We start from the raw sequence: 14,253 nt of genomic DNA, 5'->3' as shown, positions 1-14,253 counted from the left end.
AACCTTATTTATGAAACGTTCTGTAGCGATTCTATCTTCGGCTGTTCTGGTCGTGGCACTCATGACTGGTTGCGGCGGAAAAGCAGAAGAAGCGAAACAAGATTCAAAAACTCCAGCGAATCAGACAGATGGCAGCAATCAAGCTGCTAACGATCCTTTGGTAAAATTCCCTAAACTCACTCTGCCTTACGCAGTAGACCAGAAAACGACCATTGTGGAGTATCAAGGAGGAACTGTAACAGGAAATGAGTTTGAAGAGTTCCTGCGTGTCATTAACTTCATGAACCCACAACAAGGTACCATGATTGAAATGGCTAATAGCAACTCACTGAAGGCTTTTGCTCGTGAGTATACAGCTACCAAGGTTTTGGCTAGCCGTTCCGACGATGCTATGAAAAAAGAGTCCAAAGAACTCGCTGAGAAAACTTTCGAGAAAATCAAAACGCAGTACATGGACTTTTTGGGCAAAGATGAAGCTCAGTTCAACAAGCTCATGGAAGGCCAAGGCGTAACCAAGGATATGATCGTCAATCAGATGGACCTGATCAACCAATCCATCAGTGTGATGAAAAAGAATATCGACGATGCTACGCTGAAGCAAGCCTATGATCAAATGGACAAAACTTCCCGTACCGTTGCTTCTGTTCGCCACATCCTGATCTCTACCGAAAAGCGCACACCAGAAGAGGCGTTGAAAATCTCCAACGACTTGGAAGCGCGCCTGAAAAAAGGTGAAGACTTCGCGAAGCTGGCAACAGAGTTCACAGATGACCCAGGCAGCAAGCAGTCTGGCGGCTTGTACGAAAATGCGGATGTAACGCAATGGGTACCAGAATTTAAAGAAGCATCCCTGACGCAAAAAGTCGGTGAAGTTGGCCCGCCAGTAAAAACTGATTTTGGTTACCATATTATTAAGGTCGAGAATCGCAAAGAAAAGACCTTTGACGAGATGAAAGAACAGCTCCGCGCGAGTTCTTTGGAGAAAGCGTACGATGCTTTCGCCAAGAACGAGCTGGACAAGCTCATTACAAAATTCAACATCCCGCAGTCCAAAAATGACGCTCCGGCGAAGAAATAAGAGGTCCGATGAAAAACAGGGAATTCGTTTCCCTGTTTTTTCGTTTTCTCGCATATTCTTCAAACGTGGGCAAATACTATTATCACTCGCTACCACCCGGGGGAGAGTAATTGAAGTAACTGGCAAAAATTGATACCAACACCCATAGTTAAAATTAGAATTTGAGGAAAAAATACAACTAACCAACCACCATCTATTCACAACCCACTTCTTACGGGAAAGCGAGGCAACAAGACATGAAAGCAACTGGTATCGTTCGTCGAATTGACGACCTCGGTCGGGTCGTGATTCCTAAGGAGATTCGTCGTACACTGCGCATTCGTGAGGGCGACCCGCTTGAGATTTTTGTGGATCGTGACGGAGAAGTCATTCTCAAAAAGTATTCACCGATTGGAGAGTTGGGTGATTTTGCAAAAGAGTACGCCGACTCTTTGTATGAAAGCATGAATCATACCGTACTGATTTCAGACAGGGATACTGTTATTGCTGTGGCAGGTGCCTCCAAAAAGGAATACTTGGAGAAACCAATTGGTAATATTGTGGAGAAATGCTTGGAGGAAAGAAAGACCCGACTGGAGAAAAACACAGGCTCTTATGAAATTTGTCGTGATTTGAACGAGACGATGGGCTCGTTCGTCATCGCACCGATTGTTGCAGGAGGAGATCCAATCGGGTCCGTGATCCTCCTCAACAAAAACGAGTCAACCAAGATGAGTGATTTGGAGATCAAAATGTCGGAAACAGCGGCCGGTTTCCTGGCAAAGCAGATGGAGCAATAGTATAGGGTTTTCAAAAACAGCCTCGTACCCCGGGGCTGTTTTTCTTGTGCCTATGGCCTTGTGGTATAATGAACGAAGTTTTAGGTTGGAGAGGAGAAATTTCACGCACATGGCTCAAGAAAAAGCTTCCGTTCAATTTGTGAAAGGCGCGGCGATACTTGGAATTGCCGGTCTTGTCTCCAAGCTTTTAGGCGCTGTATACCGCATTCCATACCAAAACATTGCCGGAGATATCGGCTTGTACGTATATATGCAAGTATACCCGCTGTACACCGCGTTGTTGATTCTAGCGACGGCGGGTTTCCCTATTGCCATCTCCAAGATCGTCTCAGAGCGCGTCGCTGTCGGGGATGCGATCGGGGCGAGCAGGGCGTTTCGAGTAGCCAGTATATCGCTGGTCGTTCTCGGGATCTTTTTCTTCTTACTGTTATATGGAGGGGCACCTATGATTGCCCATATGATGGGTGATGAGCATTTGATTACCCCGCTCCGAGCGGTAGCTTGGTCACTGCCATTGGTGCCGATGGTTGCGATCTTGCGCGGCTATTTTCAGGGGCATCAAAATATGATGCCGACTGGCGTCTCTCAGGTCGCTGAACAGTTCATTCGCGTGATTTTTATCCTAGTCGCTGCAGTCTGGGCGATGAACATGTATCAGGACCCGTACATGGCTGGTACAGGTGCCGTTTTTGCTGCTTTTCCAGGTGCCATTGCTGCTATTCTCGTCTTGCTTTGGTATTGGAGAAAAGACAAGCAGATGGGGCTAACAACCATCAATCAAGTGCAGCAATCAACCGCGAATTCGTGGACCAATCGCCAGATATTGCGTCATCTCTTGACCTATGCCGTTCCGATTTGTATGGGCGCACTGGTTCTCCCGCTTGTTCCGCTTGTAGACTCGATGACCGTCGTCAATATGCTGCAATGGAGCGGGACCCCGGAGGACCTGGCCAAGCTCTTGAAGGGTGCATTTGACCGTGGTCAGCCACTCATTCAGTTTGGTACGTTTTTCGCCACGTCCTTGTCGCTGGCATTAGTGCCTGCGATCAGTGAAGCTGTTGCCCAGCGTCAGCATCAATTGATCTCTCATCGTTCCGAAGTCGCGATTCGACTGACCTTCCTATTAGGATTGCCTGCCTCATTTGGACTTGCTCTGTTGGCGGAGCCGATCAACGTCATGCTCTACGGAGACAGCAACGGTACCGAGGCCCTCGCTGTACAGTCCTTCACGATTATTTTTGCCACAGTGAGTATTGCTAGCGCGGGGATTTTGCAAGGCTTGGGGCGCGTAATGCGACCTGCCCGCAACCTGTTTATTGGTGTACTGGTGAAGCTCATCCTCAATCTGGCGCTCGTTCCGTTCTGGGGTATTTCTGGTGCAGCAGTGTCCACTGTTTTAGCTTATTTGGTCGCTATGGGACTGAACGTTCTTGCGGTAAGCAAATACACGGGCGCACACATCGGATTCCGCCATACGGTGAAAAAGCCATTCATCTCCGTCGTGGCGATGTCGATTGTCGTGTTGCTGGTCGAGTGGCTCGCTAATATGGTGCTCGGCAGTGCCGGACTTTCAAATCGCTTGTTCTATACGTTGGTAGGTTTGATTGCTGTCGGTTCAGGAGCATTGGTCTATTTGCTGGCGCTTTTGAAAACAGGTGGGCTCACAAGAAACGATATTCAATTTTTGCCAAAAGGAAAGCGAATTGCTTCGCTGTTAACGAAATACAAGCTCCTCCCAGCGGAGAGGGCGAAATGAACGAAAAGGAGGCGTGACGAGTGGAAATGAAGAATAAGACCATTAGCGTAGTCGGGCTTGGTGCCGGAGATTTGGACCAGCTCCCTTATGGCATCTATCGTACGCTCAAAGCTGCCAAACAGCTGTATTTGCGCACGAAAGAGCATCCGGTCGTAGCTGAGTTGATCGCAGAAGGCATTGCGATTGAGTCCTTTGACGATGTGTATGAGCAGCACGATACGTTTTCTGATGTGTACACCGATATTGTGGAGCGGCTTTTTTCACGGGTAAACGAAGCAGGCAGCCTGGTCTACGCCGTGCCAGGTCATCCTTTGGTAGCGGAACGTACCGTGCAGCTGTTGTTGGCAGAGGGACCAAACCGTGGCGTAGAAATCGAAATTGGCGGTGGACAGAGCTTTATCGATCCTTTGTTTGCCCGCCTACATATCGACCCGATCGAGGGATTCTCTCTGCTGGATGGGACTGCACTTGCTGCTCATCAAATATCACCGGGTCTGCATACGATTATCGCGCAAGTGTACGATGCGTTTGTGGCCTCTGATGTGAAGCTGACCTTGATGGAAGTACTCCCGGACGATTACGAGGTGACGGTAGCGACAGCCGTAGGGGTAGCGGGGCAAGAAATCATTGAGACAGTGCCGTTGTATGAACTGGACAGACTCGATCATTTCGGGAATTTGTCCCTGGTGTATGTACCACCGACGAAGGACGAGAAGGTATCGTACCGCCAATTCTCCTACTTGAAGGAGATCGTGGCGATCCTGCGCAGTCCGGATGGATGCCCATGGGATCGGGAGCAAACACATCAAAGCATCCGCAAAAACTTGATTGAAGAGACGTACGAGGTTTTGGAGACGATTGACGACGATGATCCAGATGCGATGTGTGAGGAGCTGGGTGATTTGTTGATGCAAATCATGCTGCATTCGCAGATGGCAGCCGAAGACGGATATTTTTCGGTAGATGATGTTGTCGCGACGTTGAATGAAAAGCTGGTTCGCCGCCACCCGCACGTATTCGGGGAAAAGAGCGCGAATGATTCCGAGGAAGCGCTGGCGAATTGGCAGGAGATCAAAGCACAGGAAAAAGCAGCAAAAGGCATTGATGTAACGGTTCAATCACAATTGGCAGGAGTACCGCGTGACTTGCCAGCGCTGATGTATGCGTACAAGTTGCAGAAGAAAGCAGCCCAAGTCGGCTTTGACTGGGACGATATTGCAGACGTGTACAAAAAGGTAGAAGAGGAATATCACGAGCTGCAAGAAGCACCAGAGGAAGAACGCGCTGGCGAGTTGGGTGATTTGCTATTTGCGGTAGTCAATCTGGCGCGCTTCCTCGGGCTCGATCCGGAGGAAGCCCTCGCATTGACCAACAACAAGTTCAAGAAGCGCTTTTCCTATATTGAAGGCAAGCTGCAAGAGGCGGGCCGTACCTTTGAGCAGACGGACCTGCAAGAGATGGATAAATGGTGGGAGGAAGCCAAACATGAGACTCGATAAATATTTGAAAGTGTCTCGACTGATCAAGCGACGCACGCTCGCCAAAGAAGTGTGCGACAAACAGCGGGTGGAAATCAACGATCGCCCTGCAAAGGCATCCAGTAACGTGAAAATCGGCGACAAGCTGGCGATCCGTTTCGGACAAAAAATCGTGTCGGTAAAAGTAGAGGACATCAAGGAAAACCCACGCAAAGAAGAAGCGGCTTCGCTGTATACCGTCATTGGTGAAGTTCCCGTTCCACGTGATGAAAAAGAAGAAGACGCCTACATCAAAGGGTAATATACAACGAAAAGAGACTGCCGAGATGGCGGTCTTTTTTTAGGCTTTTTTCCAAGCAAAGGATATAATGAGAGTACCTAAAGGCATTTCCGAAGGGATGTGTGCTGTATGCAACAAAACGGGGTTCGAACGGGCTACTTTTTGTCCATTTCGCTTCTGTTATCATCTATCCTATACTTTTTTGCTTCGAACTGGCCGCTTATGGTCAGGGAACAAAAGATCGGCGTCAGTGTGGCAATCCTCGTCCTTTTTTATTTATTATCCTATGGACTGCGTTTTATCAAACGACATTCGTTTTTGAGCAATTGGCTTCTGGTGGCTGGTGGCTTGGCTTTTGGCACCAGTGTGGCATTGTTGGGGCAAATATACAATTCACATGCCGACAGCTATATGCTTTTCGTCGTATGGCTCATACCGAATTTGCTGTTCGCGCTTTTCACGCGCTATCAGCCATTCTATGTTATCAGCTATGTCCTTGCTCATTTGGCGATTTACTTCTGTCTCCATCCAACCGTCGTTCATGTAGGGCGTGAAGACGAGTGGTGGTTCATGATTTTTTGGTTGATTGCGTTGGGGAATATGGTCCTTTTCTGGTTAACCTCTACGGGGAAATGGCATTCCAAGCCGATTTACTACCTATCGTTTCTGACGTTTTCCCTCAGTCTTTTCGTTTCATCCTTCACCGAGGTGTATGGTCCGCTCCCTGAGCTTTTATATGTCCTGACAGGCGGGATTCTGTTTGTCACGTTTTTAAAATGGGTGCCGAGTCGCGGGCTTCTAATTGTGACGGCATCGCTGCTCGCGCTGTTTGTGCTCGCTAATTTCATATCCTACATGGTGCAATATTTCTCGGAAAGCTTCTTTGTTTTCATGCTGCTGCTGACTGTACTCATTGTTTGGGGAGCAGTTGCAGGGATTAATTGGCTACGCAAGGAATCAGCGCATCAAAAAAGCAAATGGGTTGTGTTCTTTCAAGAGGCATTCACGGTTCTCGTCACAACCATTGCCGCATCCATTGGAGCCACTTCGATAGCAGGTCTGCTTTTTCTGATCATTCAAGACGAAGTGGTTATTGATTTACTGTTTTTCCTTTCATTAATTGGCTTTATTGGCCCAGTGGTGTTTATGAGCAGGATGAATACAACGGTACGATATACGCTGCTTACAATGGGCTATATATTTGGTATCAGTTCTGTTCTCTTTTTAGAAGGAGCTTATTGGATCGTTTTCCTGTTGGTACTGTTATACGTGTGGAAAGCTGTCTCTGCCATTCCGGCGCGGCTTTTGACACAGTTGACCTTTTTAGTCGTACTTGCTACGAAGCTGGATGAGTACCTGCCTTCCTTTGAATATGTGCTCGTAATCATCTTTGTTACGCAGATGGCGATGCATTACGTAAAGCAATTGCCAGTCGTTTTGCAAAACAGCTCGTTGGTGTACGCCTTACTTTCGCTTTTGATCCTGACGGAGAAAAGCTTTCAATCGGGCTCCATGAATGTGGTCGTGAATCTGGCTTTTTTCGCAGTCAGCACGTATTTGTTGTACCGGACATTGCATCAGCAAAATCGGGTGAGATTCGGAATCGTGCTCGGTTTCTGGTTTGCCTTTCTCCTCATGAAGTACTACGACATGCTATGGAGCTTGCTGCATAAGTCACTGAGCCTGCTTTTGCTCAGCCTGGTGTTTTTTATTGCTACCTTGTGGTGGGATCGAAGGGCGAAAATCGAGTGGCCAAAAAGCGAACCGTCCCTTTTTATGAGAAAAGCGCTTGTGTTGCTTCCTGTCATTTTGCTGCAATTTGCTTTGATTGGCTATCAAGTATGGAGTAGTGAGACGATCTTGGTCAACGGAAAAACGGTGAAGCTGGAGCTGGCCCCAATCGATCCGCGTTCGTTGCTGCAAGGTGATTATGTAAGGCTCAACTACACCATCTCCACATTGGACCGAGAAGAGATTGACTCAGGGGATAAGATTCGTGTGGTACTCCGTCAACAAGCAAATGGCTTGTACAGCTACAGTGGCTTTTATGAGATCGATGGTCGATGGAATCGTACCTACGAGCCGCAGCCATCGGATGTAATGATTAATGGAAACACAATCGGTGGCAGTCGAGTGGAATACGGCATTGAAAGCTATTTTGTCCCAGAAGGAACCGGACTTGAAGTGGAGCGGAGTGCCAAATACGCAATCGTAAAAATTGGCGAGAGAGGCGATGCCATCCTGGAGAGCCTGTCGAACCAGTAGATATTCCAAAAGAAGAAGCTGCCTGTGTCATCGGGCAGCTTCTTTTGCGTGAGGAAGTAAACGTTCTTTGGAATCCATTTGCAACACGATCGAGCGGGTGAGGATAACGCCTAAGATCCCCAGCGAAAAGATGAGGAGTGCCATTAGATAGGGCGGGAGGACTGCTCCCAAAGTGATACCGACTGCCCCCATGATCCGCGCACTGGGCACAACGAGTCCGTTCACAGCCATATAGGAGCTACGCAAATCATCTTTTACAATTTGCGCCAGATAGGTCTGGCGAATGGGAGCGTGAATCAGCTCGCCCATCGTGCTTATCAGCACCGCGGCTAGGATAACGATAAGGGAGTTGCTGTACATAATCAGTGAGTACCCGGCAATATACATCAGCCCGCTTATATACAAGGCAGGAGCTTCTTTTAAGTGTTTGATGAGCTTGGTGACGGCAAGAGAGAACAATACCACAAGCAGCGTATTTTCGAGCTGGATCAGGCTGAATATTTTGATGCCAGTCAACTCAACAGTAAACCAGTCAAACATGCCAAAGCTCCGGGGTGCAAACTCCTGAGCAAGTCTGACAGCGATGTAGTTAGGTGTTTGAAATTCCGGTGTAAAGATAAGCATGCCGCTTAGTGAAAAGAGGATGAAACGACGGTCGGTCATTACCAGCTTGTAGCTTGCGGCCATATCTCGTAAGATACCTGTCCTCGATCCGGCATGAGTCATTGGCTTGGGTTGGTACGATTCCTTGATAGAAAAGGCGATAATCACAAGTGTGAGAAAGCTGATAACGGTTAGCACGAGGAGCAGTTCAAAGCGATGGGTAGCAAACAAGAGTCCTCCCACCACGGAACCTAGCGCAATCGATAAGTTGTTGGACCAATAGTTAATGCTGTACATATACGTTCGGTTTTCTTTCGTACTGACATCGATGAGCATCGCTTCTGCGGCGGGGTTAATCATTCCGTTACTCGCATTCTGGACGAGCATCATGGCAAACGTGAGCCAAGCAGAATCGAGCCACGGGGAGTTCGCCGCCATCATGATGAAGAGAGCGAAGCACTGAATCCATTGTCCGTATACCATCCCTTTTTTTCTGCCCCACCGATCAGCCAGGTAGCCGCCATAGAAGCCCATCAAGATTTGCGCACATACGGCCAGAACTAACAGGACTCCTGTTATAGCGGGACCGAGCTTGGCAGAAAAGTAAATGGCCATAAAAGGAAAGATCATATTTCCTACCAGACGTGTTAGAAAGGAAGTCACGATTCGTATGCGGATGTTGGGATGGAGTTGTGAAAAGCTCATGGGGATGACCTCCTTTTTTTCCAATTGTAGCTATGAAAAGGAGAAGAAAAAGGGTAAGATTCCTCTATGAATTTCACCTTTTAAGGAATGAGATGCCTTATGAAAAGCAATGAGCACTTTATGCAGATGCTACTCGGGTTATCAGAATGGGAGACGGGGCGCGAACAAAAGATCGGTATACAAGAATTGTCCCAGCTTTTATGCTGTACGCCCCGCAATGTGAAACTGATTTTGCGCAAATGGGAAAGTGAGGGGCTTCTTTTATGGAAGGCAGGGGTAGGACGGGGCAATCATTCGAGACTTACGATTCTCTGCGATATCACTGACTTTTTGGCCAGTTACTTTCAGAAGCTATTGAAGGACGGAAACGTAGGAGAAGCAGTGGAGCTTTTGCATCATAAAAATTTGCCTGGAGGTGCGAAGCGGCTTTTGCAGGAAAAGTGGGACAGTCAATTCGGATTTGTCGCGGAAGAGAATGATAAGAGGCGTCAAGAAATTTTACGTATTCCACGTGGGCGAGCTTTTTCAACCATCGACCCGGCATTCGTAGCTGTAGCGGCGGAGAGTCATTTTATCCAGCAAATCTGCCATACGCTCGTCATTTTCGATTTGGCTACACAAGATTTTAAGCCCCAGCTAGCCTACGCTTGGGAAAGCAATCTGGATATGACTGCTTGGACCTTTTATTTACGAAAAGGAGTTCGCTTTCACCATGGTCGTGTACTGACAGGGGAAGACGTAGCCTATACCGCGCAGCGACTGATTGAGCTGGATTCACCGTATCGTTGGCAAGTGGACGATATCGATTGGATCGAACAGCGAAATGACGGGGCCATTACTTTTCATCTACGGAAGCCCAACGGTTTTTTCTTGCATTTAGTATCTTGCATCGGGATGTCGATTTTGCCGCATGATGTGCCGTTTTCGGAGTCTGCGATTGTAGGAACAGGTCCGTTTCGGATGGTCGAATTTACAGAAGACCGGTTGGTATTGGCAGCGTTCGACGACTATTATCGGGAGCGGGCGATCCTGGATCGGGTAGAAATCTGGCGAGTACCGGGATCACGATCTTTGAAGCAACGGTATCAACTTTCGCTGGTTGAGGAAGAAACGACGGAAGAGGGTAGCAAATCTTTGGAGATTCAAGAGGTAGGCTGTCACTATCTGAACTTCAACTTTCGAAAGCCCGGTATTCAGCACGACTTCGCTTTTCGCCAGGCAATCAAACTGCTGATCGACCCTGTACAAATGATTCGAGACTTGAAAAAAGAGACGTTTACGCCTGCCGGAAGCTTTTTGCCCAAGAGAAGCCAACACATGCACTTTTCCTCACATACCATAGAGGAAGCGGCTCATTGGCTACAAAAAAGTGCTTATCAGGGCGAGACTGTCTTGTTGAGTTTCAACGACGCGAAAAAAGTAAGAGAAGAAGCAGAGTGGCTTCAGGAGAGGTGTCAGCGGGTTGGTATCCGACTTGAATTGCAGGGCGTCACAAAAGATCAGTTCTTGTCGTACGATACAGCTCAACATGCCGATATGGGTATGATGGGGGAAGTCCTGCAACGTGATATCGAGCTGGGGCTGATGGAGGTATATAAAAACAAATACTCCTTGGTGCATCGCTTTTTAGATGATGATAGGCTGGCGATTGTTGAGGAGCTATTGTCAAAAATTCTTCAACTACAAGACAGCAAAGAACGTATGCGCGCTTTGGAAAAGATGGAGGACACACTAAGGGATGAGGCGTGGCTGCTTTTCCTGTACCATGAGAAGCGATTCGATCACTACCATCCCGCCTTGCAAGGAATTGCGGTCGATTCGTTTGGATGGATTGACTTTTCAAAACTGTGGGTAAAATCATTCGTTACCAGTCTGTAACCCTTTCCTGCCGAACATTACCTATCATAGTAGGGAATTATAGAGAAGGAGGCGTTACCGTTGAACAAAAGCATAAACAAAGGGATCTCAGTGCTGCTGGCCACTGCGGTTTTGGCAAGCCCACTGATGCTCGAGCCAAAAGCGGCTTATGCTCTCTCTATTGAGGATGTTTCTGCAGACAATACAGGTGCAGACAAGGAAACGGAATATACGATTGAGTTTGAAATCAACAAGGATTTATCATCGGGCGATAGTATTTTCGTGAGGTTCCCATCCGAATATTCAGTTGACAAAAAATTGAAAAAATCGGACGTCACGCTAAAAGATGACGATAATGACAAAATTTCAATCGACAGCGTATCCGTAAGCAAAAATGTGGTTGAGGTCGAAGTCGATGAGAAGATCAGAAAAGGTACTGTACTCACACTGACGATTGATAATATCACCAACCCGGAAGACAAGGGCAGCTACAAAATCGAAGTAAAAACAAGTGAGGAGACCAGCTACAAGGGCGACAAGATTACGATTAGCAAATCTTCGTCTAGCAGCAGCAGTAGCAGTAGCAGCAAGGGTGACTTCGAGGCTTCCCATAGCAATAAAAATGCCGAGGACGCCATTTCCTTAACGCTCGGAAAATTTAATCTCTCCTCGAAAAGCAAGCTAAAAGAGGGCAAATACATTTATGTCAACTTTCCCTCCAAGGACATGCTGCCAAAAAGCATCAGCAAATCTGATGTGAAGGTAAACGGGTACAAACCGGATTACGTCTCGATTCTCGACAACGCCTCGGTTCGGATTGAGATTCCGAGTAGTGCAGACGGAGATAGCTACATAAAGCTGGAGTTTACGTCTTCGGCGGGGATTGTAAACCCATCCAAACCAGACAAAAACTATACGTATGAAGTGGAATATGACAGCAAGGAATACAAGTCAAAAAATGTAGAGATTACAAACACAAAAAATACGCCATTCACCGTTTCTTTGTCGGACAGTTCAGCGGGAGCGCGTACGAGCTATACGTTTGATGTGGATCTTTCCACCAAGCTGGGATCGAACGCAGAAATCGAGGTCGAATTCCCAAGTGGGGTAACCGTTCCTCCGATTCTTACCAGCAACAGCGTCACCGTCAATAATGCTCAAGTGACGAATGTAAGCGTGTTGGGAAATAAGGTTTATTTCCGTACCCCTTACGGATTCAGTAGCACGAATCGCGCGACTATCAAGTTTGCACTCGAAGGTTTCTTGACCACCCCGAGAACAGCGGGAATCTATACCGTGACGGCCAAAATCGACAGCAAGACTTACAAGTCGAAGGAATTTCAAGTTACGGGAGAGACTCCACCAGTTGCAGTGGATAATACATTGGCAACGGTTGGGCTGACGAGAGCGACTGCCTCTACCCCTGCTGGTATTTCAATCGGCATCAAAGCCATGGGTGCTCCGATTGTTCGCAACCAGGGCTTCATTGAAGTCGTACTCCCAGTTGGCTTCCGTGTTCCAGCCTACTTGCCAGCGAACACAATAACGGTGAACGGTGTGGCCGCTAGCTTTGTTGGTGTACGTGGACAAAATCTGATTATTATTCCTGCCCAGGATATTCCGGCAAAAACAGCAGCTCAGGTCAATATCGCCGAGACAGCTGGCATTGTGAACCCGGCTACTCCAGGTGTGTACAGCATTGGTGTCTACAACTCCGAGGAGAGAGGTCTGCTCTTCTCCCGTCCGGCGACCGTCGTGGCTCTGAATGGCGTGAGCTTCAAGCAGAGCGTCGCTTCCTTTACGAAGGCTGGTAAAACAACCGGACTCGCAGTGGCGCCGTATACCGTAAATGGCAACACGCTAATGCCAACTACGTTTTTCCGTGATGCCCTCGGGTTTTCGATTAGCTACACCAAAACGACTGCCAAAGTCGTGAGCGGCAATACGGTTATGCAATTCAAGGTCGGTTCAAACGTAGCGACCATCAATGGCAAAAATGTAACGTTGCCTGCAGCAGTTCAGCTGAAAAACAACGTTCCTACCCTGCCTCTGAAAACCATCACGGAGCGTACCGGTTACAAAATCATCTACGTGAACGGGAACTACACCGTTTACAAGTAAAGATAGTGAGACGAAACCCCGTATTTATACGGGGTTTTCTTTTGTGTATGGACCGTTTTTGTTCTAAGAGGACATCCCTCCCCATACGATAGTACAAGAAGGGTACGTGAGGAGGGAGTAATCATGAACGATCACACGAGACGGCCACGTCATGAAGTCGTGATGATTAATCGTCGCAGCTTAGCGATTTCGGGAGTAAAAAACGTCGAAAGCTTTGACAGCGAAGAATTCCTCTTGGAGACGGACGGCGGCTTTTTAACCATACGAGGCCAAAACCTGCATATGAAAAATCTGAGTCTGGAAACCGGAGAAGTAGCGATCGAGGGGCTCGTTCACGAGATGGCCTATTTGGAGCAAGGGCAGGCCGGCGATCGGTCGAGAGGATTCTTCGGCAAGTTATTCAAGTGAACATCGTCATCCAGTTGCAGACGGTATTGGCCATGTCGACGTGTGGTGCACTGATGGGTATGGGATTTGATACGTACCATGTATTTAAGGGCAAGGCCAGACTGCCACTCTGGTTGGTCTTTTTCTTTGACATCCTTTTTTGGGTGGGCAGTATGGGCGCTGTCTTCTTGATTTTGGTGAAAGTGAACGACGGGATTATTCGCTTTCCGATATTTTTTGGAATGATATTTGGCGCGTGGCTGTACTTCTTAATAGGTAGTAAGAAGTATATCCTTTTCTTGCACCGCGTGATAAAATTCTGTCAGTGGTTTTACCGTACGGTCGTAAAAATTATTGACATCCTGCTAGTACGTCCTGTGCTCTTTCTTTTCCGAGTGATCATCATGGTGCTGACATTTTTGTATTCCGTGTTGCTCGCGATCCTCGGCTTTTTGTGGAAAGTGACGCGTTTTGTCACCTCTCCTTTTGCCAGATGGGGTCAACATTTAGGGAAAAAAATGTATGGGAAAACAACAGGATTTTGGACCAATTGGAAGAATTGGTTTCACTCAAAGAGAAAACGGGAGTAGATTCGAGGTGGCGTACTGATGAAGGAAACAAGAACCTCTTCCATTAACCGAAAAGGGCAAAGAAGGAGAATGCGTCTCTTTTTCTTTGTGATCCTGTGCTTCTTCGTCTGGACTAGCTATACCTTGTTTTTGCAAAGTGGGGAGTTGTCCAAGAAGGAAGCAGAGCTGGAAGTCTTGAAGCAAGAATCAGCGGTCTTGCAGCAAAAGCAAGACAATCTGACCTATGAAGCAAGTCGGTTAAACGATCAGGAGTACTTGGCAGAGCTGGTACGTAAGCGAATTTTGTTTACTAAGCAAGGAGAAAGCATCTATATGATTCCGGATTGAGTATACAGCTGATCTTCAACGAGAGGA

12 protein-coding genes are annotated in these 14,253 nt (G+C 47.6%); 11 read left to right on the top strand and 1 reads right to left on the bottom strand.

Features of this window, described 5'->3' with window-relative positions; genetic code table 11:
• Positions 1-10 precede the first annotated feature (10 nt).
• From E8L90_RS22865 to E8L90_RS22840, 6 genes are all read left to right on the top strand, one after another.
• A complete protein-coding gene (locus E8L90_RS22865; RefSeq protein ID WP_137031491.1) occupies positions 11-1,078 on the top strand; it encodes a peptidylprolyl isomerase in 1,068 nt (355 codons plus the stop codon).
• A 236-nt stretch (positions 1,079-1,314) separates the two neighbouring features.
• Positions 1,315-1,857 carry a stage V sporulation protein T gene (gene spoVT / locus E8L90_RS22860; protein WP_137031490.1) on the top strand — a complete coding sequence of 181 codons (543 nt, stop codon included), beginning with the start codon at positions 1,315-1,317 and terminating at the stop codon, positions 1,855-1,857.
• Positions 1,858-1,966: 109 nt separating this feature from the next.
• Positions 1,967-3,613, top strand: coding sequence for a putative polysaccharide biosynthesis protein (locus E8L90_RS22855; RefSeq protein WP_137031489.1), 1,647 nt, complete (start codon positions 1,967-1,969; stop codon positions 3,611-3,613).
• A gap of 26 nt (positions 3,614-3,639) precedes the next feature.
• A complete protein-coding gene (gene yabN, locus E8L90_RS22850; RefSeq protein ID WP_208759481.1) occupies positions 3,640-5,112 on the top strand; it encodes a bifunctional methyltransferase/pyrophosphohydrolase YabN in 1,473 nt (490 codons plus the stop codon).
• Positions 5,099-5,392 (top strand): RNA-binding S4 domain-containing protein, encoded by a 294-nt coding sequence (locus tag E8L90_RS22845; protein ID WP_137031487.1) that lies wholly within the window; start codon positions 5,099-5,101, stop codon positions 5,390-5,392. Before yabN ends, E8L90_RS22845 begins: the two co-directional genes overlap by 14 nt.
• A gap of 108 nt (positions 5,393-5,500) precedes the next feature.
• A complete protein-coding gene (locus E8L90_RS22840; protein ID WP_137031486.1) occupies positions 5,501-7,636 on the top strand; it encodes a GDYXXLXY domain-containing protein in 2,136 nt (711 codons plus the stop codon).
• Positions 7,637-7,663: 27 nt separating this feature from the next.
• Here E8L90_RS22840 and E8L90_RS22835 read toward each other — a convergent pair whose 3' ends face one another.
• Positions 7,664-8,944 (bottom strand): MDR family MFS transporter, encoded by a 1,281-nt coding sequence (locus E8L90_RS22835; RefSeq protein WP_137031485.1) that lies wholly within the window; start codon positions 8,942-8,944, stop codon positions 7,664-7,666.
• A 99-nt stretch (positions 8,945-9,043) separates the two neighbouring features.
• Between E8L90_RS22835 and E8L90_RS22830 the strand changes: the two genes are divergently transcribed.
• The 5 genes from E8L90_RS22830 (at position 9,044) to E8L90_RS22810 (ending at position 14,226) form a co-directional block, all read left to right on the top strand.
• A complete protein-coding gene (locus E8L90_RS22830; protein ID WP_137031484.1) occupies positions 9,044-10,822 on the top strand; it encodes an SgrR family transcriptional regulator in 1,779 nt (592 codons plus the stop codon).
• Positions 10,823-10,882: 60 nt separating this feature from the next.
• On the top strand, positions 10,883-12,922 hold the full coding sequence (locus E8L90_RS22825) for a copper amine oxidase N-terminal domain-containing protein (RefSeq protein WP_137031483.1): 2,040 nt from the start codon (positions 10,883-10,885) through the stop codon (positions 12,920-12,922).
• 123 nt (positions 12,923-13,045) lie between these two features.
• Positions 13,046-13,330, top strand: coding sequence for a sporulation protein YabP (yabP, locus tag E8L90_RS22820; protein WP_007726414.1), 285 nt, complete (start codon positions 13,046-13,048; stop codon positions 13,328-13,330).
• Positions 13,327-13,899 carry a spore cortex biosynthesis protein YabQ gene (gene yabQ / locus E8L90_RS22815; RefSeq protein WP_137031482.1) on the top strand — a complete coding sequence of 191 codons (573 nt, stop codon included), beginning with the start codon at positions 13,327-13,329 and terminating at the stop codon, positions 13,897-13,899. The genes yabP and yabQ overlap by 4 nt, the downstream gene beginning before the upstream one ends.
• 18 nt (positions 13,900-13,917) lie before the next feature.
• A complete protein-coding gene (locus E8L90_RS22810) occupies positions 13,918-14,226 on the top strand; it encodes an FtsB family cell division protein (protein WP_137031481.1) in 309 nt (102 codons plus the stop codon).
• The last annotated feature ends 27 nt before the right edge of the window (positions 14,227-14,253 follow it).

The sequence above is a fragment of the Brevibacillus antibioticus genome, from assembly GCF_005217615.1.
In the GTDB taxonomy this organism is placed as follows: domain Bacteria; phylum Bacillota; class Bacilli; order Brevibacillales; family Brevibacillaceae; genus Brevibacillus; species Brevibacillus antibioticus.
The sequence above is the reverse complement of the archived record's forward strand: the minus strand, read 5'-3'. Positions and strand labels throughout refer to the sequence as shown.